This is a genomic window from Nocardia pseudovaccinii (assembly GCF_050942345.1).
In the GTDB taxonomy this organism is placed as follows: Bacteria; Actinomycetota; Actinomycetes; order Mycobacteriales; family Mycobacteriaceae; genus Nocardia; species Nocardia pseudovaccinii.
Window position 1 is genome coordinate 5,504,865 of record NZ_CP192074.1, and the last position, 23,942, is coordinate 5,528,806.

The following is a 23,942-nucleotide window of genomic DNA, read 5'->3' on the forward strand; positions in this document are numbered from 1 at the left end:
CCGATCTCGGGATTAGTCGACTTATCCCGAGTCGGGGATTATCCCGATGTCTGGCGGATTGATGTGGGAGTGGTTGTGCGGCGGTGTTTTTCGGATCGGTGGCGTTGTTGGCATCGGAATATTCAGAGGTTCTCCAGGAAGGCGAGTAGGTCGTCGGGTGGCCGGTAGCGGCCGGGCTTCGAGGTGGGTGATGTGGTGCGGGCCAGGGCGCGTTCCTTGATCGCCATGTCGGCGTGCAGGTAGGCGGTGGTGGAACGGGGGTCGGCGTGGCCCAACCAGAGTGCGATGACCGTCGAGTCGACTCCGCTGCGGAGCAGATTCATCGCGCAGGAATGACGGAGGGTGTGTGGTGAGATCTTCTTGCCTTCCAAGGACGAACAGTATTGGCGGGCAATGGTTGTGCAGAGTTTGAGTCGCGCTTCGACGCCGTCGTCGCTGAGGCGGCGGCCTGTGCGGGTGGGGAAGGCGGGCTCGTTGGGGCTGCCGTGCCGTTCTCGAAGCCAGACGCGCAGGACAGCGGTGGTGGCCGGGGTCAGCGGGACGCAGCGTTGTTTGCGGCCTTTCCCGCGGCAGCGCACGTGTGCGCCGGACCCGAGTTCGATGTCGCCGCAGTTGAGTCCGGTCAGCTCCGACAGCCGCAGCCCGGTCTGGACGGCGAGCAGCAGTAGAGCGTGGTCACGGCGCCCTTCCCAGCGGGAGCGGTCGGGCGCGGCAAGTAGAGCGTCGATCTCCTCGGGCTGCAGAAACGACACGACCGTCTTGTCGAAGCGTTTCTGCGGGATAGCGAGCACTTGCTGGATCAACTCGGCATGTTCGGGATGGCGCAGTGCCGCGAACCGGAACAGTGACCGCAGGGCCGCCAGCCGCGTGTTGCGGCTGCGGGCGCTGTTGTGGCGGCCGGTTTCCAGGTGCTGCAGGAACGCCGAAATCACCTCAGCATCAAGGTCTTTCCAGTCCAATGCTGAGGGTGTTTTGCCGGTGCGATCACAGACGAACCGCAGCAGCAGCTGAAAGGTGGTGCGGTAGGAGGTGATCGTGGCCGGGCTGGCTTGGCGCTGGTTGACCAGCCGCTCGAGGAAAAACAACTGCAGAGTCGGGGCCAGGAGAGTCATCGACGGTGTCCTTCTGCATGCTGGTTCTGCAGTCGTTCGGCGGCCAGGGACAGCAATTCCGGTGCGGCGGACAGATACCAGTAGGTGTAGATCGGTGCGCGGTGACCCATGTAGGTCGACAGTCGCGGCAGCAACGCCGTGACGTCGTCGCCGCTGCGATACCAGCGCACGAGTGTGTGCACCGCGAACGAATGACGCAGGTCGTGAATGCGTGGGCGAACCGACGAGCCGGAACCGACACGTGAGGTTTCCACCAGCCGCCGGAACAGCAGGCCGAAGTTGGCGTAGATCATCGCGGTCCCCTTGCCGGAAACAAAGAACGTCCGGCTCACCGGCTGCGGCACCTGCTCGTCGCGAATCGCGGCATAGGCGGCCAACGCGGCCGCCGCGGTGGGGTCGAGTAACACTTCGCGGGTCTTGGTGAATTTCGATGCGCGCACGACCAGCACGCCCTCACCGCAGCCGACATCGTCACGGTCGAGGGCTATCGCTTCTCCCACCCGGATCCCGGTGCAGGCCAGCAGCCCGATCATTGTCTCGACCGTCGCCCTGCGCAGCGGGGATGGCACCACCACCGGCACCGCGCGCAGCAGCGCCTGAATGTCTTCGGAGGAGTAGATGAACGGCGGATTCCAGCGCTGCCGGTGAATCACCAGGCCCAGCGGAGGGATCTCGGTGGCCGGGTCGATGCCCGACATATAGCGGGCGAACCCGCGCACCACCGTCATCCGGCGCGACCAGATCGAGCTGGCCGGGCCGACGTCGCGGCGCCGAACCCAGTCCAGGGCAACAGCAACGGTGATCGTGGTGACTCCGGCCGCATCGAGATGATCGACGAAACGCGGCAGCAGCCGGTGCGCCTCGGCCAGCTCGTGGCCAAGCGCCCGACGCAATTGGAGATAATCGGCGGCGTGAGCGGCGAAGTCGGTGCTCATGATCGCGCCTGCGGCCAGGGTTGCACGACCGCGGCCAACGCGATGCGGTCGATCTTGGCGTAGTCGGAAGTCGTGCCCAGATCCGAGTGCCGCAGCACCTGCGCGATCTCGACCAAACTCACTCCCCGATGCAGCATTTCAGTGGCTAGCCCGTGGCGCAGCCGGTGCCCGCCGACCGGGCTCACCCCGGCGCGGCGACAGGCCCGGTAAACGATCCTGGGGATGCTGCTGGGATGGATCGGCCGTGGCGGCGCATACAAGGTCAAGATCACCTCCGGGCAACTGCAGTGAAGCCGGTCGTGGCGCAGATACTCCGCGACAGCTGCACCCACCTGACTCGGTAACGGAAGTCGATCCACCCGGCGCGCTTTGCCGCGCACCGCGATTTCCCCGTGCCGCCAGTCGATATCACCGAGTTGGAGGGCTGCGACCTCGCCGCTGCGCAATCCCAACCGGGCCAGCAGCGTCAATACCGCGTAGTCGCGGCGCCCGCTGGTCGTCGACCGATCACAGCTGTCGAGCACCGCGTCGACCTCGGCGGCACTCGGGCCGCTGGGCAGCCGGGTGCCCCGCCACGCCGCGACCGGCGGCATCGCCACGCCGAGATCGGCATCGAGCCGGCGCCGCAGATAGAGAAACCGCAGCAACGCGCGCAGGTCGGCGGCTTCTCGTTTCGCCGACTCCACCACCAACCGGGCACCGGCCGCCAGCAGAAAGGCGTTGACTTCCCCGCCGGTCAGGTCCTCGTCGCCGACATCGCAACCCAGTCGCGAAGACCTTTGCGCCAGAAACCGTTTCGCGAACCGCTCGTATCGCAACACCGTGGTCGGCGCCAGACCGCGTTCATCGACCAAATGCTGACGATAGTCGGCCAGCAACCGATCCCGCGCGGTCACCGCCACCGGCACCACGGCTGCGATCACACCCCGGCCCGCCAGAAACGACAGCAGCACCGCCGCAGTCGCCATCGTCGGAACCCGGCGCTGACCCTGACCACGGGCAGCGGCGAAGAACTGCTCGACCACCGCCGGCGTGAGATCCTGCGCAGCCACATCAGCACTGGCCATCCACCGATTCAACTGTCCCATCAGCCTCAAATGCTGGGCAATCGCAGTCGGCTTGTTTCCCCGCTTCTCCAGCTCCCGCTTGAACCCGCCAGCGAACCCCACCAGCGGACCCCCATCGGCTACCCACCTGGTCGTTCCCATTGTTGCTCCTCTCCGACGCGAAGACACCCTGCCTCCGCAACCAAAGAGTGCGACGCCCGAACTTACTCCGAGTGACAAACCACCAACCCGAACCAATCACCCAGTGCTACAACCACTCCCACGTCAATCCCACCAGACATCGGGATAATCCCCGACTCGGGATAAGTCGAGGATCAGCACGTGGGGTTTGGTGTATTCGCGGATTCGTTTGCCCCAGGAACGATCTGCGTGACCGCCGGCCAGATCTGCCAGCACCCGTGAGGTTTTGGCGAAGCGGACGTCGCCGCCGCGTCGGGCGACAGCGTGTCCGAGTGCTTGTGCCACATGGGTTTTCCCGACCCCGACCGTTATCACCGGGAGCTGACCCGTCCTCATCGATGTTCACGACGAACATCTTTGGTGGGCATCGGGTCTCGTTGTTGCCTGCTTATCAGTAGGGCTTCAACAACGTGATGAGGGAATGGCTCTGGTGGCCTATGGGATTGCGGTGCGCCCGTCCGGCGGTGCGCGGACGTGGACGGTGGTCGACGCTTCGTATCGGACGGTCGGCCCGGTCGAGGAGTGGATCGAGGCTCATCGGCACCTGTGGTCGCCGAACACGGTGCGCGGGTATGCGACCGCGCTGGCGCAGTGGTGGACCTTCCTCGAACATCGCGACGAGACCGGCCGGTGGCGAGAGGTCGGTGTCCCGGCGGTGACCGGGTTCCTGTCATGGCTGCGCAACGGCCGCACGGTCGAGTACCGTCTGGTTCCCGCTGAGGAGCAGCCGTCCGCGGCGACGCTGGAAGCTCGTCTGGCCGCGTTGATTTCGTTCTATCGCTGGCAGCAGGAAGTGTTCGGGGTCCCAGTCGCGGGCCGGTTGTTGCGGGGAACGCCGCGGCGGATGCCGGCGCGGGGGCTGCTGGCGCATCTGGATGCCCGTTCGGCACCGGCGCCGTCGTCGCTGGTGCGGGTCCGCCGTCAACGCCACCATGCGCGGCCACCGATCTTGCTGCCGCAGCAGGTCCAGGCCATCCTCGACGGCTGCGCCGTCGCCGACCACGCCACAGGCGATTGGGCCGGGAACCTGCGGGATCGGCTGCTGTTCGCGATTCTCGCCGAGACCGGCGCCCGGCTCGGTGAGGTCTTGGGGCTTGCCATCAGCGATTTCGTGCTCGGTCGGGGCGGCACCGCGTTCGTCGACATCGTGCCGCGCGAGGACAACGCAAACGGGGCGAGGGTGAAGATGATGCGCCCGCGCCGGGTCTATGTCGGCGCCGACCTGGAGCGACTGCTCGCCGACTACCTGACCTATCTGGCTTGCCGCGCAACCGATCTCGGCCTGCTCGTCACGGTCGACTCGCCGCTGCTGGTGAATCTGCACCGGCCGCCGCTGCTGGCGCCTTTGCAGGAAGGGACGGTGCGAGACAAGGTGAATGCGTTGCGGTGCAAAGGAATCGGACCGAAGGGTTGGACGCCGCATTGGTTCCGGCATACCCACGCGTCCGCTCTGCTGCTGGCGGGGACGCCGGATTGGGTGGTGGCCCGTCGGCTTGGTCACGCCCACGTTCAGACCACTCTCGATCTATACGGTTGGGTCTGCGAGGACGAGGCGTTGCGGGCGGCGGCGAACTGGAAGTTCTATGCCGCGGGCTGGCAGGTGAATCAGTGAACGCGACCCGGCCACCGTTCCTGAGTCCGGTCGACGCGGTCGATCCGATCTGGCGGCTCTGGCGTGAGCTCCCACCGGCATGGCAGGGACCGATCATCGGACCCGAGGTCGAGAACTGGGAGGCGTTCACCGAACTCAAAGACCACAACATCATCCTGACAGGACTGCCGGACCGGATGGCTGCCGAACTGGCGTGGATGGCGTATTGGCAGGCGCAGGATGGCACTCGGTCGTCGGTGCTGGCGATCAATCATCTGGCTTGCATCGTTCGCCACGCGATCAAGAAGGACCAACCGTTTCCGGTCTCGATCCGCGAAATGGATTGGGACACAGCATCAACGCTGCAGGGCTGGTATTACGGCAGCCGCTTGGGACGGCTGCCGAACAAGGGTGTCCGCGCCCGGCTGCGCATCCTGTTCCGGTTCGCGCGACTGGCTCTGCTGGCCCGTTGCCACGATGGTCCGTGGTGGGAGCTGGACTACTGGCATCCGCGCTGCGATCCACGGATCCCGCTGTCGCAGCGGGAACCCCTGGCCAATTACGGCACGATCCCCGGCGAGATCACTCAGCCCTGGCTGCGGGCGGCGGTGAAGTGGTATCTAGGAACCGCGCTGGAGGCTGGGACGCTGCGCTGGACCACCGTCAGCCAGGAACGACTCAGATGCTTGCGTCGCTTCGATACTTGGCTCACCGGATGCGTCGATGATCCGACCTCGGTGCTGGGCGACCCGGCCCTCGCGGCGCGCCAGGCAGCGGAGTTCCGGCACTGGGCGGCAGACCCCCGCAACCGGTTGCGTCATCCCGGCAGTCGGCTGGATCTCGGCAAACAGGTGCATCCGCGACTGATCAACGACGACCTGCGGGCAGTAGCAGAGCTGATGGCCTTCATCGCCGCCAACCCCAGTGAAACCCGCGCCATGTTCGGTCCCTCGCCCTGGGACCGGATCACCCCAGCGCATGCCGCCAGCTGGTTCGCCCAGGTCACCCGGATTCCCCACACCCCAGAGTTCAACGACGCCCACTACGTCGACGACCACGCCCTGGCCCAAATCACAGCAGCGTTGCCGGTCATCGGGTTACCACGCGACGAGCAGATGACCATCACCCGTGACGACGGAACACAGGTGTTCGCCCGCGGCCTGAACAACCCGCAGGCCATGCGGATGATCCTGCTGCAGATCCTCACCGGCCGCCGCTCCAGCGAGATCCGCACCTGCGCCTTCGACTGCCTGTCCGCCCCACCGGAATCCACCGTCGCCGACACCGACGGCGAACGAATCGCCCGATTCCATTACGCGCAAACGAAAATCGACGTCGCACCCGACACGATCCTGGTCGGCCAGGAAGTCGTCGAGGTCATCGAGGAACAGCGACGATGGATCCGGGAACAGTTCCCCGACCGGCAGCCACAGTTCCTTTTCATGCAACGCAGCGGCAACCGAACCGGCAACAAACCCTACCCAGCGGGCAGCTATGCCTGGATCCTGCGCGAATTCGACAACCTGGTTCAAATCACCGACGGCCAACACCGCCCGGTCCAGCTCAGCCACACCCACCGCTTCCGCCATACCCGCCTGACCCGGCTGGCCGAGCTCGGCCTGCCGATCCACGTGCTGCAACGCTATGCCGGCCATGCCACCCCGACGATGACCATGCATTACATCGCGGCCCGCGAACAGCACGCCGAGCAGGCGTTCCTGGCCACGGTGAAGCTCAAAGCCGATGGCACCCGCATCCAATTCTCCCGCGACGATCACGACAGCATGCACCTGTTCGACCGCGCGGACCGGTTCCTGCCCAACGGCTGGTGTCTGCTGCCGCCACTTCAAAAGTGTGACAAGGGAAATGCGTGCTTGACGTGTTCGGTCTTCGCAACCGACACCACCCATCGGGCGGCGCTGCAACGCCAACTCGACGACACCACGACTCTGATCGACCGCGCCACAACAGAATTCGCCAACCGGCACGGCAAACCGATGCCTGCCGACAACGTCTGGCTCGCCCAGCGTCACGCCGAGCGGCAGGCTCTGGCCCGGTTGCTGGAAGCCCTGCCCGCCGACCCCGGCCGCGCCGTCCAAGGCGGCGGCTGCCGCGACAGCACCACCGGACCAGTCTCACTCACCCTCGGCCCCATCCCCGGAAGAACTCGACCGTGACCAGCCCATCCGACCGCACCGCGGCCTTGGTCGCCGCCGCGAAAGCCAAGTCCGGCAAGAAGACCGACGATGCCGAGCAAGCCATCCGGCGTCTGCTCAAACGCGGCGAGCCCGTCACCTTCCAGGCCGTCCAGCGCGAAGCAGGCGTCTCCCATGCCTTTCTCTACAACCACCCCGACCTGCGGGCACGCATCGAACGCTTACGCGCCAATGCGAAACCGATCCGAACTGACACGCCCCCAACGGATTCGGAGAACACCCTCGTCCAGACACTCAGCCTGCAGATCACCGAACTGAAGAAACGACACCGCGCCGAAATCCAAGCCCTGCGCGAGGCCCTCGAACAAGCCCACGGCGAAAACCTCGACCTGCGCCGCGAACTCACCCGCCGCGGCAACCCCACCCCACACACCAGAGCCAAAACCATCGGCCCCTGCTGACCATCATCACATCAATCGAAAGAAGGTCACTACCTGCGGAAACAAGCCGAAATCAAAACAAACCGATGATAACGGTCGGCCCGAACAAGATCACCGACTCCCCGGAATCCAGCCACCGCAACGCGGCCAGGTCACGAATCATAGCGGCGGGGAGTTTCGGGTTGGCGGCGAAGTCGAAATCCTCGAAGGTGGCCTGTTCTTCGAACTTGGCTCGCCTGATTCTTCGTGTGAGAGCGTTGGTTTCGCGGCGGGCGATCTCGTCTTCGCAGAGGACCTGCAGGAATTCCAGGTGCCCGAGCTGCCCGTCCCGGGTCTGGGCCAGCCGCGCATCGAGGGTGTCGAGCATGCCGGTGAGTTTCAGCGCGCGTAACACGTTGCGCAGGCCGGGGTCGCTGATGGATGACATGAGGATTCTCCTAAAAGAGTGGAAAGTGTTTGACGGACAGGGGGTGGTTTCAGGCGGCGGGGTGGTCGCCGAACTGGTCGGGGCCGCGCAGGAACGCCGGCACCGAGGCAACGTGGCGGCTGGCGAGGTCGGTGACCGGGTCGTCGGTGTCGGTGCCGGCGGCGAGGATGCCTTTGACAGTGCGATAGGACGGGTCACCGACCTCGATCGCGCGGGCGCAGGCGGCATCGACCCGGTCCAGGCCGTGTTTCTCCCGCAACCGCAGGATGCCCTGCGCTGCGCGCAGGTGATGGATAGCGTTGGGCGACAACAACTCCCCGATCACAAGTTCGCAGGCGGGACCGATCTCGGCGGCGATCTTGCGGCACCAGGTCGGCCCCTGCAGATGGAAGGCAATCTTCTCCGGCGGGTAGTGCTCGAGATTCGTTGCTCGCCCGGACAAGTGCAACACGTGGGTGGCCACCACGTGCTGGTCTCGGAAGATCTGCACGATGTCGCCGCAGGTCCGGGCGTGCAGCCTCTGCCCGATCAACCGCCACGGCACGCTGTAGAGGGCTTTTCCGATCTTGATGTGGGTGTCCAGGCCCACCATGCCAGTCGACCACGCCGAGATCTCGAACGGCGCCACCGGCAACGGCGCCAACGCGGCGGCCTCGACCGCGGCGAACACCCGCGCTGGTTGCCCGCCGTCGAGAGCACGGGATTTCCGCAGTCCGGCGACCTGGCTGCTCCAGCGGACGGCTTCGGCTTGCATATGTATGATGCTGGTGAATTCCCTTCCGCGCCAGAAGGAATCGCGAACATACTGCATCGGGCGTTCCACCCGCGGTTTGGACCGAGTCGTCGAATGCACCCGATGCCCCTGATACGCGACGTGTTGTGCGTGTAACCCATCCCTTCCATCCGTGGTGCGGGCGGGAGTTCGAGTTCGTTGCGCTGCGCAACAACTGGGGCGAGGACCGGGTGTGCTTCCACGACGAGCGCGGCGAGTTGAAGTCCCTGCCCACTGCCTGGACCGACGCGGCCGAGCCGGACCCGTTCGTGATCATGGCGGCGGGCCGCTGCGCGTTCCGGGTCGGCGATCTACTCGCCCTCGCCGTCATGATCTCCCAGCTGCACTCGGCGTGATCGGCCTGTCAATCAGACTACGCCGCGAGTGTCAGGAAGATTATGCCGAGAGGTTGGATAGCGTCCGATACATTCTGAGATGGCAGGCAGTAATTCCTTGATATGACTGGACTTTCGTAGTGCTTCTCGGCTAGCTTCCTTGATCGTGTTGACAGAATCCTATTGACACATGGAAGGGTGGAGGTTGGCGTGGCCAAGCGGCGTGAGGATCAGAAGGCGCGGGCGTTGCGGGAGTCGCGGACGCTGAACCCGCGCCCGGAGGTAGTGTCCGACGAGCGGTTCGCGTCCTCGGAGTTCTTCGACGCGCGGGACATGGTGCAGGTCAAGTACGAGATGGTGCGCCGCGTCGAGGTCGATGGCGTGCCGGTCGCCCGCGCGGCGGCGGCGTTCGGGTTGTCCCGCCAGACCTTCTACCAGGCCGCTGCCGCGCTGGCCGAGGGCGGCCCGGCCGCCTTGGTGCCCGGCAAGCCCGGCCCGAAAGGGCCGCGCAAGCTCACCGCCGAGGTCATCGACCACTTGGAGGAGCTGCTGGCCACCGACCCTGCCAGACGGCCTGGCGAACTGGCCGAGCGGATCGAGCAGCGGTTCGGAATCCGGGTGCACCCGCGGTCGGTCGAGCGGGCGCTCGAGCGCCGCCGCACCGAATTCGAGGAGGGACCCAAAAGCGGCCCCTGAACCCGCGCGGGGCGAGGGCGCCGCGGAACGATACGAGCGGCTGCGGCGGGCCGTGTTGTCCGGTCGGCCCGGTGGGCACCGGCTGGGTTGGGGTGTGCTGGCCGGGCGCGGCATGGCCGCCTGGCTCACCACGCAACAGCAGATCCTCGTTGCCCCGCAACATAATTCGCGAGATATCCCTGTCAGGCAAGCGATCGTGCCATCAGGCCGGACCGATGAGTTGGTTCGGGTGATGGCCGGCATGGCGCTGGCTTGCCTGCGCGCACCACACGATCAAGGAGCAGTTGATGCACACCCTCGCCGCGAACGCGGCAGGCAAGGTCGGCCACGAGCACCTGCGGCGTGACGCCTACCTCTATGTTCGCCAGTCCAGCCTCAAGCAAGTGCTGACCAACACCGAGTCCGCCACCCGGCAATACGCGTTGCGCGGCCGGGCAGTGGCCCTGGGCTGGGCCGAGTCGCAGATCATTGTCATCGACACCGACCAGGGCCAGTCCGGGGCCTCGGCTGCCGACCGGGAAGGCTTCCAGCGCCTCGTCGCCGAGGTCGGTATGGGCAGAGCGGGGATCGTGCTGGGCCTGGAGGTGTCCCGGCTGGCCCGCAACAACACCGACTGGCACCGGTTGCTGGAGATCTGCGCCCTGACCGGCACCCTGATCTGCGACGAGGACGGCCTCTACGACCCCGCCGACTTCAACGACCGGCTGCTGCTCGGCTTGAAAGGCACGATGTCCGAGGCCGAACTGCACTTTCTCAAAGCGCGGCTGCGGGGCGGTCAACTATCCAAGGCCCGACGCGGTGAGCTGGTCATGCCGCTGCCGGTCGGCCTGGTCCGCGACGGCACCGGCACAGTCACCCTCGATCCCGACGCCAGCGTCCAAGGCGCGGTGGCGCGGGTGTTCGACACCTTCGACGCGACCGGGTCCGCCCTGGCCGTGGTCAAGGCATTCGCCGCCGACGAACTGTTGTTCCCCCGCCGCCTGGCCACCGGGCCGCGCAAGGGCGAGCTGTCCTGGGGCGAGCTCGAGCACTCCCGGGTGCTGCAGGTGCTGCACAACCCCCGTTACGCCGGCGCGTTCTTTTACGGCCGCCACGCCCACGCGCGCAAGCCCGGCGGCGGGCAGAGCACCCGCGTGCTCCCACGCGAGGAATGGACCGTGCTGATCACCGACGCCCACGTCGGCTACATCGGCTGGGAACGGTTCGAGGCCAACCAAGCCAGACTGGCCGCCAACGCCACCGCCCACGGCACCGACCGCCGCGCCAGCCCACCCCGCGAGGGCCCCGCCCTGCTGCAAGGACTCGTGATCTGCGGCAAGTGCGGTGGCCGGATGACCGTCCGCTACCACCAGCGCAAAGACCAACTCACGCCCGAATACGTCTGCCAGTCCGAGGGCATCGCGCGGGGCAAGGCGATCTGCCAGCGCGTCCCCGGCGCCTCGATCGACGCCGCCGTCGGCACACTGCTGCTGGACACCCTCACCCCACTGGCCCTGCAGACCGCCCTCGCGGTCTCCGACGAACTGGCCGCCCGCGCCGAGGAAGCCGACCGCATCCGCGCCACCACCGTCCAACGCGCCCAATACCATGCCGACCTCGCCCGCCGCCGCTACCTTGCGGTCGACCCCGCCAACCGCCTGGTCGCCGACCAACTCGAAGCGGCCTGGAACGCTGCCCTGCGCGAACTCAACGACGCCACCGAAACCTACGAACGCGCCCACCACAGCCACAACGGGCCCCTCGACCAAGCCCAACGCGACGCGATCACAGCCCTGGCCGCCGACTTCCCCGCCCTCTGGAACAACCCCAACACCCCGATGCGCGAACGCAAACGCGTTGTCCGCCTGCTGATCGCCGACGCCACGCTCGCCCGCAACGACACCACCATCACCGTCCACATCAGACTCCGCGGCGGCCAGGACCACACACTGACCCTGCCAATCCCGTTGGCCTCCTGGCAGATCCGCCAAACCCCCACCGAAGTCGTCACCGCCGTCGACACACTGCTCGACGAACACACCGACTCCGAGATCGCCGCCATCCTGACCAACCAAGGACTCACCAGCGGCACCGGAGGACCCCTCCACCTCGGCATCATCCGCCACATCCGCCACGCCTACCAGCTACGCAGCCACACCCAACGACTGCGCGACCAGGGACTGCTCACCCTCAACGAGATCGCCCGCCACCTGGCCATCAGCCCCAACACCGTCAAGACCTGGCGCAACAGCGGGCTGCTCACCGGCAAACGCGCCAACGACAAAGGCGAATACCTCTACCAACTCCCCAGCCCCGACCTCGCCCGACCACGACCCGGACGCCCACCCCGCAAACCAACCCCCGCCACCACAACAACCACCGCATCAACCACAAGGAGCGCAGTATGAAGCCAGAGGTTTATCCTTCGGCTTCCCGGCGCGTGCCGGATCCACCAGCGTGGCGTAATGGATCGCGAGCTCGCCGTAGGTGCGGTTGAGCTTCGGATCGTAGAGATCGGGCTTGTCGACACCGGTGCGGAGATTATCGATCACCAGCCGGGCGGGTACCCCGCCGAAGAACTCGAACGCCGCGACATGTGATGCGCACCAGGAGGTTTGGTCCATCTTCAGCACCGGCTGCACGAAGATGTGTCGTGAGCACGACAGCACCATCACGAACGCCCAGACCGCCACTCGCTTGCCGGTGGCCGGATCACACCACATGCCCAGCTTGCCGTAGTCGATCTGCGCCTCGCTGTCCGGCTCCACCGCACCCCGCGCCACGGTCACCTTCTCCCGAGCGAGCGCGTCGGCGAAATGCACTGCCACCCAACGCCGCACCGACGATTCCGACGCGGCCAGACCATGCTCGTCACGCAGTCTTTGTGCGATCGTTGCCACCGTCACCTCGGCAGCGAGCCACTGCTCGATCTGGTCCGAGTGTTCTGCGATCACTGGCCAGGTGAGTGCCCGCGCGGCCGGATCATGCAGTGCTGGAAACCATTCCGCCGCTTTGGCCGCCCACTGCTCGGCCGTCAACGGCGGCGTCACGCCCGGGGTGATGCCCTCGGCGATCGCCGGAGCCGTGTATTTGCGGATCGTCTTGCGATCGATATTCAGCGACGCGGCCATCTCACGCTGCCCGCGACCGGCCTGCCAGTGCGTGTAGAGCTCGACAAGATCGAACATAGAGAAACTTCTCCTCGCCATCTCACCGCCTCTTCTCGCCCGGGGGAACAACCGTTCGAGAAGAAGCGAACCTATGTGCGAGGCCCACCCCCAGCAGACACACCGCCAGGGTGGAGGAATTACGTGACGGCCAGTAGCGCCGGTGGAGGAATTACTTGACGGACAACGCCCTCACCTGGGGGAATTACTTGACCGCTGACAGCTATGGCGCTGGATTGACCAGAGCCCTTGCTGCAGAGGGTATTCCGGTTGTCGAGGTCTGCCGTCCGGATCGCGCGGCGCGACGATGCAAAGGTAAGTCCGACACTCCGGACTCCTATGCTGCAGTGCGGGCCGCGTTGTCCGGGCATGGTGGTCAGAGCCCAAGGACGAGCGGACCAGCGTGGTCCGAGCACTGCTCAGTGCGCGGCGCTCGGCGGTCAAGGCCCGCACTGCCTCGATCAACCAGATCAAGGCGGTGCTCGTCAGCGCGCCGGAATCGGTGCGCGCCAGATTCCGCGGACACACCACCAAAGAGCTCATCGCCGAGCTCACCAGCACCCGTCCCAGCGCTCATGCCGAGCAGATGATCTCTGGAATACTCACTGCTGCAAAGGCACTCGCCGATCGAGTCGCTTTCCTCAACGAGCAGGTTGACACCCTCACCGCCGAGCTCAACGAATTGACCGTGGTTCTGTGTCCTGCTCTGCGTTCAGCTCTCGGCGTCGGTCCTGACACCGCTGCCCAGTTGTTCGTCACCGCCGGCGATAACCCGGAAAGGCTGCGGGGTGAGAGTTCATTCGCCGCTCTGTGCGGCGCAGCTCCAATGCCGGCATCCTCCGGAAAGACTACGCGACACCGACTTTCGCGCGGTGGTGATCGTGGAGCCAATAATGCGCTGCACCGTATCGCCCTGGTCCGCATGTCCAAGCATGAGCCGACGAAGTCATATGTAGCCCGGCAGACGCGAGCGGGCCGATCCAAACCGGAGATTCTGCGCCTACTCAAACGCGCGATCGCCCGCGAGATCTATCGGTTGCTGACCCGCGCCATCTCAATCCCGGACTACGCCGACCTGCGTCCCGGACGCCAGAGACTCAACATCACTCTCACCGCTGCCGCAAGGCATCTCGGCGTCTGGCCAGGAACCCTGTCCCGCATCGAACGCGGCCAAGCCCGCAACGACGAACTCGCCAACACCTACCGAGCATGGCTCGCTACCGCATGACAAGAATAGGAGCATCAGAGTCAAAGGCTAGGGTGAAGCGGCGTCATTCCAGATGCGGTTCAAGGGAGAATTGATCAGGAAGAACAACTGGCGCGCGGTCGTCATCGCTGCCGCCGCAATCGCTCTCGCGATCGCTCCGACCTGCTTGCCGGCACAGCGGACGCACGCCCGATCGCAGAGACCGACTTTATCCATGACTTGATCGCAGTGGGTGTGCTCGATCATCCGAACGCCGCCGTCCAGGACGCGGCCGTAGAACTCGGGTACGCGATCTGCGACGAGCGCCGTTCCGGTAAGTCCGCGACGGATATCGTCATAGAGATGCGGGACAACGGGGACACGATGCAGACCGCAGCCAACTGGGTCGTCGCGGCCGAGAACGACCTGTGCCCGAGATTCGCGGAACGCTGACTGTTCGCCCGGTTGTAGGGCAGCCCGGATGTCGTCACCATCCGGGCTGGCTTCGTCCCTCTGAGCTTCACGCGCTTGCAGACCTGGATCGCATTCGGCGCGCCACTTTGGCGTGAGCCTGCAGTATGCGGATCTCGCCACCGGTCCGGGCGCCCTTGTCCGACAGGCACACCGCAGGAGTCCGGCACATTAACGCGTCCCCTACTGCTGGCCGTCGCCAGGGACTGCCCCAGATACAGCAAATCCGTCACCGCTGAGTACGCCCGGGGCGCGGTGTCGGGATTGCTCCCGGTCCGTTCCCGGACCTCTCGCCGAACCCGCCGTGCGCCTCTCGACGCAACGGTCTCTCCACGGTTTCTGTCGTCAGACTGGTTGCAGGGTCATCCACCGGTTGGGAATCCTGTTGGTGCGCCACCGATATCGAGTAACTATCACGGTGGCAATGTTGAACAACTCGGTTCCGTCGACTGCTGTGATCGGTCGCCATCGCCCGGTGAGGGTGACGAACCGGCGGCGGAGGGCTGTCCAACTCCAGTGATGCCGAGTCTGCAGGTTTATGAGTTGAGCAAAGTTAAAAATGCCGGTAGCCTCGATTTTATCTTAGTTCAAACTATTCGGGAGGGTGCCGTGCCTGTTGCCGTGGCGATGGCGTGTCTGTTGCAGCTGGGGTTGGCGGGGTTGTTCGTAGTGATGCTTGGTTCCTACCGGTCGGCCGGGCCGCGGGCTCAGCGCGCGATGGACGCGGAAGTGGTGCGGCGTGGAGTAGCGCCGGAGGTGCTTGCCGAGTACGGGGTCCGGTTGGACGAGGGACGCGGGGCGCTGGTCGCGGGGTATGCGATCGCGGCTGTTTTGGTCGTGCTGGCGGTACTCAATCTGTCCGGGACCGGGATCGGGCGGGTGCTGTCGTGGGGGCGGAGCCACTGGTGCTGCTCGGAGTCGGCTTCATAACCACCATGCAGGTATTCGCGATGCGGATGACGGTGTCCACGTTCGCCGAACTCGACGATCCACGGGTCCGGGAACTCGATATCGGCGCGGTGCTGCAAGCGGGAGTCGATACCCTGCCGTCGTGGTATCGACCAGCGATCGTGGCGCGGTGGCTGCTGGCCACCGCGGGCTCGCTCGCGGTGATCGTGCTGCTCACCCTGCCCTCGGCCAGCCGTTACTTCTCGTGATCCAGCCGAGCCTGCAGACCGTCGAGCACCGTGCGTAACCCGAACTCGAATCCCGTGTCGCCGGGTAGGGTTTCGACGCTGTCCGGCGATGCCTTCAGGCGTGCCAGGAGTCGGGGGAACTGCTGCGCGGTCTCGACGATGGAGGCCACGGTCTCGGCCTGTCGTGCGTCTTCGTCGACTCCGCTGCGGCGCACCCGCGCCTGCCAGGCGCGTTCGGCGGCCGATCCCTGTGCCGCGCCGATGACGAACATCAGCATGGTCGCGGCGGCATGGTCCGCCTCCGCCTCCGCGAACCCGGCGCCCTCGAACACGGCCAGGCAGCAGTCGTCGAACCGGGCCTTACCCGGGCCGTAGATCAAGTGCGTACTCATGGCAGGTAGTAGCCAGAAGTGCCGGGTGATCATCGACTGCAGCTCATGGGCCAGTACGGTGGCAGCACAACGCCACTCGGTCACCGCAGGGTCGGGCAGCTCGAGTTCCTGCCAGACAGAATCGGCAGCGAGAGTGACCAACTCGTCTTTGTTCCTGACGTAGTAGTACATCGCCGTGGCAGCGACACCCAACTGCGTGCCGAGCCGGCGCACGTTCAATCCGGCCACACCCTCGGCATCCAACACTGCCACCGCCGCCGTGACGATCTGGTCTCTGGTCAACGTCTCTCGGGGCACAACCGCAACCGTACCCAGCAGCGACTCCGACACCGTGCACGCGACCCGAGCGGTTCCGTTCACCAACCGGTAAAGGCCCACCCCTTCCACCCCGATTACCCGGCGATAGCAGCAGCGGTTCGAGTATGGCCCACTGCCCATCAGTCGTCGACGACGAACACTCCCCCACACCGATGCCCCGGTGCTTTTTCGCGAGTCGGGCACGACGAACACACGGCAATACTCGATGGTGACAACCGAACTCCTGGTACAGCAATTGATCTCAGCAATCACTGCTCTACCAAGAGTTTACTCAAATCTCGAGCGTCACACACCCGAAACCAGAGGTCTCAGACGCTCACCCAGGCCATGGCCCATGAACCGAACGAGCCTCAGTCCGTCTACGGTGTCAGATAGCCCTGGGAGAACGCGGCGGCCACAGCGGCCGCCCGGTCGTTGGCGCCGACTTTCGCGTAGACGCGCAAAAGGTGCGTCTTGACCGTCGCCTGGCTGATGAACAGCCGTTCGGCTGCTTCGCGATTCGTCGAGCCCGCGGCGACCAGCTCCAAGACCTCGAGCTCACGCTGGGACAGAGGTTCGGACGCGGGTTGCCGTACCTGCCCCATGAGCCGGGTCGCGACGGTGGGGGAAAGCACCGCTTGCCCCTGCGCGGCCGCCTCCACCGCGCGGAACAGTTCTTCGTTCGGCGCTTCTTTCAGCAGGTAGCCGGTGGCGCCGGCCTCGATGGCGGCCAGGACGTCGTCGTCGGTGTCGTAGGTGGTGATCACCAGCACCCGCGCGGAAACTCCACGCTTCGCTAGCTCCTTGATGGCGGTGACACCGTCGGTCCTCGGCATCCGCAGGTCCATCAGGATCACGTCCGGTCGGAGCTGCTCGCCGGCGGCGATCGCCGCGGCGCCATCGCCGACCTCGCCGACCACCTCGAAGCGGGGGTCGGCGCTGAACATCCCGCGCAACCCGTCCCGCACCACCGGATGGTCGTCGACGATCAATAGGGAGATCACGCCGCGCCACCGGCGGGGATGGCCTGGCACGGTCGCCGAAATCGCCGTGCCACGCCCCGGTTCCGATTCGATGTACAGTCGGCCCGCGAGCCGCTGCACGCGCTGCCGCATACCGGCGAGGCCGAAGCCACCGTTCGTGGAACCGTTGGCGCGCTTGGTGTTCGGTTCGAATCCGACCCCGTCGTCCCGCACGTCGAGGGTCACCTGGTCCGCCATGTACGACAAAGTCAGGCCGACCCGGCCGACCCGCGCGTGCTTGGCCACGTTGGCGAGCGCCTCCTGCGCTGTGCGGAGAAGCGCCACCTCGACGTCGGTGTGCATCGTCCGGGCGTCTCCGGTGGTGGTCAGCACCGCGTAGACGTCGTTGACCTCCGACCACCGCCGGGCCACGTCGCCGATCGCGTCCGGGAGCTGAGCCTGGGCGAGCACCGACGGCTCCACCGCTTGGACCGTGCGGCGGGCCTCGATGAGGCTTTCGCGGGTCAGGTTGGTGGCGTTCGCGAGGTGCCGCCGCAACGCCTGAGGGTCGCCCAGCGTCTGCCCAGTGGCCTGGAGTTGTGTCAGGATCCCGGCCAAACCCTGGGCGAGCGTGTCGTGGACTTCCCGGGCCATCCGCTGCCGCTCGTCCAGGACGCCCGCCTCGCGTGCCCGGACGAGCAGCTGCGCCTGCAGCGCGGCGTTCTCGGCCAGGGCGGTCTCCAGCTTGGCGTTGACCTCGTGCAGCTCGAGAAGGGCCTGTTTCTGCATGTCATTTGCGGTGGCTGCTCATCTCCACGAAGTAGAAGAGCGCACCGACGACACCGCGCCAACGGCCAGCCACACCCACCACATGTCGGCGGCGTTGATGGCGGCCGCACCGCCGAGGAACGCTGCCGCGGAAATCATCGCGGTGGCGGCGGCGCCCGCGTACCGCCAGCGTCCCTGGAGGTACTGGAACGCCTCGGGGTAGCCGACGAAGGCGAAGAAGCCGTACCAAGGAGCGATGGCGACGAGACCGGCGACGAGGATCATCAACCCGGAGTAGTACAGGCCCATCAGCGGATAGTTCTGGTGCCATTCGGGGCGAAGCGTCGCAGCATCCAGAGCAAGGCGGCGGCGGAGAGACCCAGAATGGTCGGGAGGCCGTCCGGCACCTTCCAGAACAACTGCACCAGCGTGACAGCGAGGCTGACGGCCAGTACCGTCCAGCCTAGCATCACGCCCAGGTGCAGTAGTTGCGGCCTGTGACCGGCGGTGGCGTCCTGTAGCGCTGGACGCCAGCGCCGAGCGGGGTCAGATCACTGATCGTCAGCAGGACCTTGTTCATGCTGGCGCGCGGCAGCCAGAGTCCCGCGAAGAACACGAGCGGGAAGAACACCAGGGAGCCGATCGCGCTGGCGCTCTTGCTGGACGGCGCGAGCGCGGCGACGAGCAGGCCGATCGCGAACAACGCCAAGGCCAGCAGCAGGAAGCTGATCAGGAACGCGGGCAGGTGCTGCGGGAACTCCACGTCGAACGCGAAGTGGCCGATGGCGACCATGATCAGCATCGTGCTGATGGACAGCACCGTGGCCATCAGCAGCTGCGCGCCGAGCATGACCGACGGCTTGACCGGAGTGGTCCGCATCCGGCGCAGCACACCCTTCTCGCGGTAGTAAGCGAACAGCTGGGACAAGCCGCTGAGCGAGAACAGCGAGATGCCCATTGAGATGACGATCGGCAGGTACAGGGTGATCAGCCGGACACCGCCGAGATCCGCGTTGGATTCCCGCATCGAGGGGATCAGGCCGAGGATAACGAGCAGGATCGGGGAGAAGGCCAGCACGAAGAAGACGACGATCAGTTCGCGGAAGAATAGCTCCGTTTCGGTGGCGGTGAGCCGGAGCAGGGCAGGCATGGGTCGGGTCTCCTCAGGATTCGATGGCGCGGCCGGTGAGCGCGACGAACGCGTCGTTCAACGTCGTCTGCTCGACCCGCAGGTCGGCTACGGTGATCTGGTTGCGGGCGAGCACGGTCGTCACGGCGAGCAACAGGTTGCCGGTGCCAGTCACCACGAGCTGGCTCCCGGCCCGCTCGACGGTGGAAACTTCGGGCAAGGCGGTCAGGACGGAGTGGTCCAGCGGTGCGGACGGCCGGAAGCGGATCCTTTGCTGTCGTCGACCTTCGAGACCAGACCGGCGGGGGTGTCCACGGCGACAACGCGGCCGGAGTCGATCAGGGCCAGCCGATCGCACAGCCGCTCGGCCTCTTCCATAAAGTGGGTAACCAGCAGGATCGTCACTCCCCGGTCTCGAATGTGCTCGATGAGCTCTCACACGTCACGGCGGGCCTGTGGGTCGAGGCCGGTGGTGAGCTCGTCGAGCACCGCCACCTTCGGGTTGCCGAGCAGCGCGAGCGCGATCGACAGCCGCTCTCCGGACAGCCGCCGGAACTGCGTGCCGAGCTTGGCGCCGAGGTTGAGGACGTTGACCAGTTCGCGCCAGTCGGCCGGTTCGCGATAAAAGGAGCTGTAGAGCTCCATCGCCTCGCCGACCTCGAGCTTGTCGGCCGGTTCGCTTTCCTGCAGTTGGGCGCCGAGGATCTGCCGCAGTTCGCCTTCGTCGCGCTGCGGGTCGAGGCCGCAGACGCTGATCGTTCCGCCGTTCGGAGTGCGCAACCCCTCGACGCACTCGACGGTCGTGGTCTTGCCGGCCCCGTTGGGCCCCAGGATGCCGAAGATCTCGCCCTGCTCGACGGCGAAGCTGACCCCGTTCGCCGCGGTGTGGTCGCCGTAGCGTTTGACGAGGCCGTCTACCTCGATGATTGCCATGGGAGAAGTGTGGGTCCCGGAGCGGGCGCGGTGAATCGACTCCGCGGCTAGAAAACGGTAGGGGCCGGGGTGGAGGACGGCATCAGCCGATCGGTTGATGTGGCCGCTTCCACGGGTGGGAAAGGCTCACCAATGGAGGTGCCCGCGATGAGCCCGGCCGCACACATGAACGATCGGTTGACCAGATCTCCCGCGGTCGAGGTCTGATGCTTCGGCCTGGGCCTGCGGTTGCCGGACTCCACCCAGGTCCATGAACCGCTTGTCCGGCAGGACCTCGACAGTGCCGAGCTGTGCTCGGATGGCACGGTACACGATCTCCGGGACCGGAAGGTCGGCGGCGTCGCGGCGCAAAGCCATCCGGGCGCTTTCCTGGGCGGCCAGCAGCTCCGCGTACCGCCGTTCGAGCCGCAAAAGGGACTGCCCCGGCTTCGGTTGACTCTTGACCCGAAGAGACTGTCCGGTCTCTTCCGTGAGAGGGTCGTCCGTCGTGCCCAGGCCCTACCCTTGCTCCGTAGGTGTAATCGAGTTGGGGCTATCTGGCGTGGCGCATGCTGACGCCGTAGCCGTCGAGCAGCCGGTCGACGCCGTGATGGAATCCTCGTTCGGCGCGGTCGGCGGCATGAGGCTCACGCGCGTCTAACCATGCCCGAGTGACCAGTGGAAACCGGCCTGTTTCGATCACTGTTCGCGCGTAGGACTCGTGCGCGTCCATCCAAGCGTCCAGGTCCTGCCCAGAGCGCCGTGTCGCAGCCTGCTCGGCCAGTTCGCGCAGCGCGTAGCCCTGTACGTAGGCGTCCATCGACTCGACGATGATGATCATCTGATCGATCGATAGGCCCCAGCCGTCGACAGCCCGCAACCCCCGCTCCTGGACTCGCAGCCCGTTCGGTCCGACGGCCGGCCGGCCGGACAGTTCGGCCATCCACGGGTGATCGAGCATCAGCTTGCGCTTCCACTGTGCGAGAAACCGTAGGTCCTCGCGCCAATAGCCGGTCGGTGTCGGCAAGGGTTCGGACCCGAGGACCTGGTCGACCATCAAGTCGAAGAGATCATCCTTCGATCTGACATAGCGGTACAGCGATGTTGTTCCGGTGCCCATTTTGCTCGCTACCCGCCGCATCGACACTGCGTCCAGGCCCTCGGCGTCGGCGAGCGATACGCACGCTGCAGCGATCTCGGCGCGACTGTGCGCCGGCTTGGGGCCACGCGTGGCTCGCTCGGACCGTGACCAGACAACATCCACTGCGCACAGTGTAGCCTAGTTGCGACAACTGCGAACACTGTGCCCGGGAGGTCCATCGTGAAGGTCATCGTCGTCGGAGCCGGCCCAGTGGGACTGCTTCTAGCCGCGGAACTGAAACTTGCGGGTGCCGAGCCAGTGGTCATCGAGAAGTTGGACGGCCCCTCCGGCGAGCCGCGAGCCAGAGGCATCGGACCGCTCTCCACCGAGGCGCTCACGCGCCGAGGCCTCGGTCCCGAACTTGCCGTACACGACAAGCAGGGACGCGCGGACAAGCTGCGCGACCACGGCAGCGCGAACGGTCACTTCGCGTCAATCTTCAAGATCGCCCAAGACGTCCAAGAGGAACCGGACCGGCGCGCCAACATGATCTGGCAATCCGAGCTGGAGAAAATCCTGCTCGACTACGCCCGCAGTCTCGATGTGCCGATCCGCTACGGATTCGAGCTGACCTCACTCAAGCAGGACGCTGACGGTGTCACCGCCAACGGGCTACGAGCCGACTATCTAGTCGGCTGCGATGGTGGCCGCAGCACGGTTCGCAAGCTCGCTGGATTCGACTTCCCTGGCACTGCACCATTGATGACAGTACGACGGGTGGCGGCACAGGTCAGCGGGAACTGCCGGACCCGGGTCGGCTCGACCAGGGCACGCTCTACTACGGCCACGGCATGGTCGCCACGTTCGACTTCGACGACCCGCAACGCTACGAAGGACCGATCACCGCTGAGGAGCTGCAGGCCAGCGTCAAACGGGTTACCGGTGTGGATGCGACCGTGACCGATGTAGGAGACGGCATCCGCTTCACCGACCTGGCTCGTCAAGTCACCGACTACCGCAATGCCCGGGTGTTCCTGGCCGGCGACGCAGCTCATGTCCACTCGCCCAGTGGGGGCCAAGGGCTCAACCTCGGCTTGATGGACGCAGTGAATCTCGGCTGGAAGCTGGCTGCTGGCCGAGACATCCTCGACACATACAGCGCCGAACGTCACCCTGTCGGCGCGGCTGTGCTCCACAACACTCGTGCGCAGTCAGCGTTGCTGCGGCCGGGTCCGCATACCGACGCCCTGCGCGATGTGATGTCCGACCTCATGGACTTTCCCGACGTCGTCCGGTACTTCGGCCAATTGATGTCCGGACTCACTATCCGCCACGAACTGCCGTACGAGGTCGACCACAAGCTGGCCGGCACGTATTGCCCTGACCTGCAACTGACATATGCCGACGGCACACATGTCCGACTGTCGGACCTGACTCGGGCAGGCGGCCCGCTCTACATCGGCCCCCCGGACGTGGTCTCGACCGGCCGCGCCGACCTCGAGGCGGCGCTGATACGCCCGGACGGTGTAATCGCATGGGCTGTCGCTCCGGGAGGGTCGTACGAGACGTTGAACGTAGCCAAGCAAACCTGGTTCGGTCCGGCTGCGTAAGTGGGACTGTAAGAACAACGGCTCTGTCCCAAATTCGGGTCTGTCCCAAATTCGGTGGTAGTAGATCGATCCTGTTCTACCCCAATAGGATTCGGTGTCGAAGCAGCGAAAAGCCTGCCCGACCGCACATTTGGCGCTTGATGAGCTTCGTTTTCGTGTTCACGCCTTCGCAGGGGCCGTTGGTGTAGGGCAGGGTCAGGCCGGCGACCACCGCGTTGTGGTCTTGGTCCAGGCCGGTGAGGAACGGGGTGAATTCGGTGAGGCCGGCCTCGCGGACCTGTTTGGCCCAGCTGTCGAGGTCGCTGCCACGCCGCTCGGCCATGAGCTGGGCGAACTCGCGTACCAACTCGGCCGGAGCGGTCATCTCCGGGCACGTGGCGGTGACCTGGTCAAGCTGGGCGCGGCGGGTGTCGGGCAGGTCATCGGGCCGGGTCAGCAGCCATCGGGCCACGCGTTTGGGCGAGATCGAGATCCGGTCGCTGTCCAGGCGACCCTGGTTGATGTAGCGGTAGAGCAGATTCTGTCCGCCGGTATAACCGAGGGCCTTGATCTCGGCAAGCAGTTGCAGGACCGGCACGCCGGGGTCGGCAGCACGACGGGCGCGCAGGTGATCGCGGTATGGATCGACCAGACGCGGCCCGGTACTGCGGCGGGCGCCGCAGCCGCTCCGGTTCCGGCGCGCGAGTGTAGCGTTCGACCGTGTTCAGCGAAACACCAAGCCGCCGTGAGCAATCCAGCAATCCGACACCTTGATCGAGCAGCTCGTGCACCGCCTGCCACCGCTGCAGCGTAGTGAGCCCGCCCTGGACCTGCCGATACCTCGGTGCCGCGGCCGACCAGCAGGCACTGTGAGCGACGACCGTTTTCTCCACCACCTGCGCCAGCCCGTGCCACAAGTGCCAGCGGTCGCTGACCTGCGTTGCGGCCGGCAGTGCCCGGCGCACAGCCCCGGCATAGGTGGTGGATCCGTTACGAACGACGACCCGCACCTCCGGATGACCGGCCAGCCACTCGGCCAAGGTGCCGGCTTTCCGGTCCTCCAGCACGTCGATACGGGCGTGAGTGACCGGATCGATTACCACGGTGCCGTAACGGTCGCGGCGCCGCAACGCGAAATCGTCGACTAATCCCGAGATCGGGA

Annotated in this window: 24 protein-coding genes and 6 pseudogenes; 12 read left to right on the plus strand and 18 right to left on the minus strand. The window is 65.9% G+C overall.

Features of this window, described 5'->3' with window-relative positions:
- Nucleotides 1-122: 122 nt before the first annotated feature.
- The 4 genes and pseudogenes from ACQPZ2_RS24705 to ACQPZ2_RS24720 all read right to left on the minus strand — a co-directional run.
- A complete protein-coding gene (locus ACQPZ2_RS24705; RefSeq protein ID WP_433520628.1) occupies nt 123-1,112 on the minus strand; it encodes a tyrosine-type recombinase/integrase in 990 nt (329 codons plus the stop codon).
- Complete coding sequence (locus tag ACQPZ2_RS24710; protein ID WP_433520629.1) at nt 1,109-2,047, minus strand: tyrosine-type recombinase/integrase; 939 nt, start codon at nt 2,045-2,047, stop codon at nt 1,109-1,111. The genes ACQPZ2_RS24705 and ACQPZ2_RS24710 overlap by 4 nt, the downstream gene beginning before the upstream one ends.
- Entirely contained in the window at nt 2,044-3,114 is a 1,071-nt protein-coding gene (locus ACQPZ2_RS24715; protein WP_433520630.1) for a tyrosine-type recombinase/integrase, read from the minus strand. The genes ACQPZ2_RS24710 and ACQPZ2_RS24715 overlap by 4 nt, the downstream gene beginning before the upstream one ends.
- 306 nt (nt 3,115-3,420) lie before the next feature.
- A pseudogene (locus ACQPZ2_RS24720) lies at nt 3,421-3,600 on the minus strand (ATP-binding protein); the annotation flags it as partial.
- 124 nt (nt 3,601-3,724) lie between these two features.
- Between ACQPZ2_RS24720 and ACQPZ2_RS24725 the strand changes: the two are divergent.
- From ACQPZ2_RS24725 to ACQPZ2_RS24735, 3 genes are read left to right on the plus strand one after another with little or no spacing between them, the layout of a single operon-like run.
- A complete protein-coding gene (locus ACQPZ2_RS24725) occupies nt 3,725-4,906 on the plus strand; it encodes a tyrosine-type recombinase/integrase (RefSeq protein ID WP_433520631.1) in 1,182 nt (393 codons plus the stop codon).
- Nucleotides 4,903-7,062 (plus strand): tyrosine-type recombinase/integrase, encoded by a 2,160-nt coding sequence (locus tag ACQPZ2_RS24730; protein WP_433520632.1) that lies wholly within the window; start codon nt 4,903-4,905, stop codon nt 7,060-7,062. Before ACQPZ2_RS24725 ends, ACQPZ2_RS24730 begins: the two co-directional genes overlap by 4 nt.
- Nucleotides 7,059-7,502: a DUF6262 family protein gene (locus ACQPZ2_RS24735; RefSeq protein WP_433520633.1), complete on the plus strand. Its 444-nt coding sequence runs from the start codon at nt 7,059-7,061 to the stop codon at nt 7,500-7,502. Before ACQPZ2_RS24730 ends, ACQPZ2_RS24735 begins: the two co-directional genes overlap by 4 nt.
- A 76-nt stretch (nt 7,503-7,578) precedes the next feature.
- Here the strand turns inward: ACQPZ2_RS24735 and ACQPZ2_RS24740 are convergent.
- Together ACQPZ2_RS24740 and ACQPZ2_RS24745 are read right to left on the minus strand one after the other, a co-directional pair.
- Nucleotides 7,579-7,908 (minus strand): annotated as a pseudogene (locus ACQPZ2_RS24740) (ATP-binding protein); the annotation flags it as partial.
- A gap of 49 nt (nt 7,909-7,957) precedes the next feature.
- Nucleotides 7,958-8,746: pseudogene (locus ACQPZ2_RS24745) on the minus strand (Mu transposase domain-containing protein); the annotation flags it as partial.
- A 41-nt stretch (nt 8,747-8,787) separates the two neighbouring features.
- On the opposite strand from ACQPZ2_RS24745, the gene ACQPZ2_RS24750 reads away from it, so the two are divergent.
- The 3 genes from ACQPZ2_RS24750 (at nt 8,788) to ACQPZ2_RS24760 (ending at nt 12,098) form a co-directional block, all read left to right on the plus strand.
- Nucleotides 8,788-9,036 (plus strand): DUF5372 family protein, encoded by a 249-nt coding sequence (locus ACQPZ2_RS24750; protein WP_433520634.1) that lies wholly within the window; start codon nt 8,788-8,790, stop codon nt 9,034-9,036.
- A 189-nt stretch (nt 9,037-9,225) separates the two neighbouring features.
- Nucleotides 9,226-9,711 (plus strand): helix-turn-helix domain-containing protein, encoded by a 486-nt coding sequence (locus tag ACQPZ2_RS24755; RefSeq protein ID WP_433520635.1) that lies wholly within the window; start codon nt 9,226-9,228, stop codon nt 9,709-9,711.
- 287 nt (nt 9,712-9,998) lie between these two features.
- Nucleotides 9,999-12,098 carry a recombinase family protein gene (locus ACQPZ2_RS24760; protein ID WP_433520636.1) on the plus strand — a complete coding sequence of 700 codons (2,100 nt, stop codon included), beginning with the start codon at nt 9,999-10,001 and terminating at the stop codon, nt 12,096-12,098.
- A gap of 6 nt (nt 12,099-12,104) precedes the next feature.
- Here ACQPZ2_RS24760 and istA read toward each other — a convergent pair.
- Nucleotides 12,105-12,878 (minus strand): annotated as a pseudogene (gene istA, locus ACQPZ2_RS24765) (IS21 family transposase); the annotation flags it as partial.
- A gap of 382 nt (nt 12,879-13,260) precedes the next feature.
- Here istA and ACQPZ2_RS24770 point away from each other — a divergent pair.
- The 4 genes from ACQPZ2_RS24770 (at nt 13,261) to ACQPZ2_RS24785 (ending at nt 15,671) form a co-directional block, all read left to right on the plus strand.
- Nucleotides 13,261-14,085 (plus strand): transposase, encoded by an 825-nt coding sequence (locus tag ACQPZ2_RS24770; RefSeq protein ID WP_433520637.1) that lies wholly within the window; start codon nt 13,261-13,263, stop codon nt 14,083-14,085.
- Between the two features lie 189 nt (nt 14,086-14,274).
- Nucleotides 14,275-14,496, plus strand: coding sequence for a DUF732 domain-containing protein (locus ACQPZ2_RS24775; RefSeq protein ID WP_433527515.1), 222 nt, complete (start codon nt 14,275-14,277; stop codon nt 14,494-14,496).
- A gap of 627 nt (nt 14,497-15,123) precedes the next feature.
- Nucleotides 15,124-15,444 (plus strand): hypothetical protein, encoded by a 321-nt coding sequence (locus tag ACQPZ2_RS24780; protein WP_433520638.1) that lies wholly within the window; start codon nt 15,124-15,126, stop codon nt 15,442-15,444.
- Nucleotides 15,420-15,671 (plus strand): hypothetical protein, encoded by a 252-nt coding sequence (locus ACQPZ2_RS24785; RefSeq protein WP_433520639.1) that lies wholly within the window; start codon nt 15,420-15,422, stop codon nt 15,669-15,671. Before ACQPZ2_RS24780 ends, ACQPZ2_RS24785 begins: the two co-directional genes overlap by 25 nt.
- Here ACQPZ2_RS24785 and ACQPZ2_RS24790 read toward each other — a convergent pair.
- The 10 genes and pseudogenes from ACQPZ2_RS24790 to ACQPZ2_RS24835 form a co-directional block, all read right to left on the minus strand.
- Nucleotides 15,659-16,339 carry a TetR/AcrR family transcriptional regulator gene (locus tag ACQPZ2_RS24790; protein WP_433520640.1) on the minus strand — a complete coding sequence of 227 codons (681 nt, stop codon included), beginning with the start codon at nt 16,337-16,339 and terminating at the stop codon, nt 15,659-15,661. The genes ACQPZ2_RS24785 and ACQPZ2_RS24790 overlap by 13 nt on opposite strands.
- A 380-nt stretch (nt 16,340-16,719) precedes the next feature.
- The gene (locus ACQPZ2_RS24795) at nt 16,720-17,343 is read right to left on the minus strand and encodes a response regulator (protein ID WP_433527516.1); all 624 of its coding nucleotides are present in this window, start codon (nt 17,341-17,343) and stop codon (nt 16,720-16,722) included.
- 36 nt (nt 17,344-17,379) lie between these two features.
- Nucleotides 17,380-18,090 (minus strand): annotated as a pseudogene (locus ACQPZ2_RS24800) (sensor histidine kinase); the annotation flags it as partial.
- An 18-nt stretch (nt 18,091-18,108) separates the two neighbouring features.
- Entirely contained in the window at nt 18,109-18,378 is a 270-nt protein-coding gene (locus ACQPZ2_RS24805) for a hypothetical protein (protein WP_433520641.1), read from the minus strand.
- Nucleotides 18,378-18,542, minus strand: coding sequence for a hypothetical protein (locus tag ACQPZ2_RS24810; protein ID WP_433520642.1), 165 nt, complete (start codon nt 18,540-18,542; stop codon nt 18,378-18,380). The genes ACQPZ2_RS24805 and ACQPZ2_RS24810 overlap by 1 nt, the downstream gene beginning before the upstream one ends.
- Complete coding sequence (locus ACQPZ2_RS24815) at nt 18,539-19,219, minus strand: ABC transporter permease (RefSeq protein ID WP_433520643.1); 681 nt, start codon at nt 19,217-19,219, stop codon at nt 18,539-18,541. The genes ACQPZ2_RS24810 and ACQPZ2_RS24815 overlap by 4 nt, the downstream gene beginning before the upstream one ends.
- A 13-nt stretch (nt 19,220-19,232) precedes the next feature.
- Nucleotides 19,233-19,376: a hypothetical protein gene (locus ACQPZ2_RS24820; RefSeq protein ID WP_433520644.1), complete on the minus strand. Its 144-nt coding sequence runs from the start codon at nt 19,374-19,376 to the stop codon at nt 19,233-19,235.
- Between the two features lie 47 nt (nt 19,377-19,423).
- Nucleotides 19,424-19,603, minus strand: coding sequence for a hypothetical protein (locus ACQPZ2_RS24825; protein WP_433520645.1), 180 nt, complete (start codon nt 19,601-19,603; stop codon nt 19,424-19,426).
- A 30-nt stretch (nt 19,604-19,633) separates the two neighbouring features.
- Nucleotides 19,634-20,131 carry an ABC transporter ATP-binding protein gene (locus ACQPZ2_RS24830; RefSeq protein WP_433520646.1) on the minus strand — a complete coding sequence of 166 codons (498 nt, stop codon included), beginning with the start codon at nt 20,129-20,131 and terminating at the stop codon, nt 19,634-19,636.
- Nucleotides 20,132-20,663: 532 nt separating this feature from the next.
- Entirely contained in the window at nt 20,664-21,374 is a 711-nt protein-coding gene (locus ACQPZ2_RS24835; protein ID WP_433520647.1) for a TetR/AcrR family transcriptional regulator, read from the minus strand.
- A gap of 57 nt (nt 21,375-21,431) precedes the next feature.
- Here ACQPZ2_RS24835 and ACQPZ2_RS24840 point away from each other — a divergent pair, with 57 nt between their 5' ends.
- On the plus strand, nt 21,432-22,151 hold the full coding sequence (locus ACQPZ2_RS24840) for an FAD-dependent oxidoreductase (protein ID WP_433520648.1): 720 nt from the start codon (nt 21,432-21,434) through the stop codon (nt 22,149-22,151).
- Entirely contained in the window at nt 22,043-22,801 is a 759-nt protein-coding gene (locus ACQPZ2_RS24845) for an FAD-dependent monooxygenase (protein ID WP_433520649.1), read from the plus strand. The genes ACQPZ2_RS24840 and ACQPZ2_RS24845 overlap by 109 nt, the downstream gene beginning before the upstream one ends.
- 76 nt (nt 22,802-22,877) lie before the next feature.
- Here ACQPZ2_RS24845 and ACQPZ2_RS24850 read toward each other — a convergent pair.
- Nucleotides 22,878-23,925: pseudogene (locus tag ACQPZ2_RS24850) on the minus strand (ISL3 family transposase); the annotation flags it as partial.
- Nucleotides 23,926-23,942 lie beyond the last annotated feature (17 nt).

Excerpts from the sequence above, each read along its gene's own strand:
- ACQPZ2_RS24710 (WP_433520629.1), bottom strand. The coding sequence starts at position 2,047 with ATGAGCACCGACTTCGCCGCTCACGCCGCCGATTATCTCCAATTGCGT.
- ACQPZ2_RS24705 (WP_433520628.1), bottom strand. The coding sequence starts at position 1,112 with ATGACTCTCCTGGCCCCGACTCTGCAGTTGTTTTTCCTCGAGCGGCTG.
- ACQPZ2_RS24715 (WP_433520630.1), bottom strand. The coding sequence starts at position 3,114 with ATGGCCAGTGCTGATGTGGCTGCGCAGGATCTCACGCCGGCGGTGGTC.
- ACQPZ2_RS24815 (WP_433520643.1), bottom strand. The coding sequence starts at position 19,219 with ATGCCTGCCCTGCTCCGGCTCACCGCCACCGAAACGGAGCTATTCTTC.
- ACQPZ2_RS24845 (WP_433520649.1), top strand. The coding sequence starts at position 22,043 with ATGGTCGCCACGTTCGACTTCGACGACCCGCAACGCTACGAAGGACCG.
- ACQPZ2_RS24760 (WP_433520636.1), top strand. The coding sequence starts at position 9,999 with ATGCACACCCTCGCCGCGAACGCGGCAGGCAAGGTCGGCCACGAGCAC.
- ACQPZ2_RS24805 (WP_433520641.1), bottom strand. The coding sequence starts at position 18,378 with ATGGGCCTGTACTACTCCGGGTTGATGATCCTCGTCGCCGGTCTCGTC.
- ACQPZ2_RS24830 (WP_433520646.1), bottom strand. The coding sequence starts at position 20,131 with ATGGCAATCATCGAGGTAGACGGCCTCGTCAAACGCTACGGCGACCAC.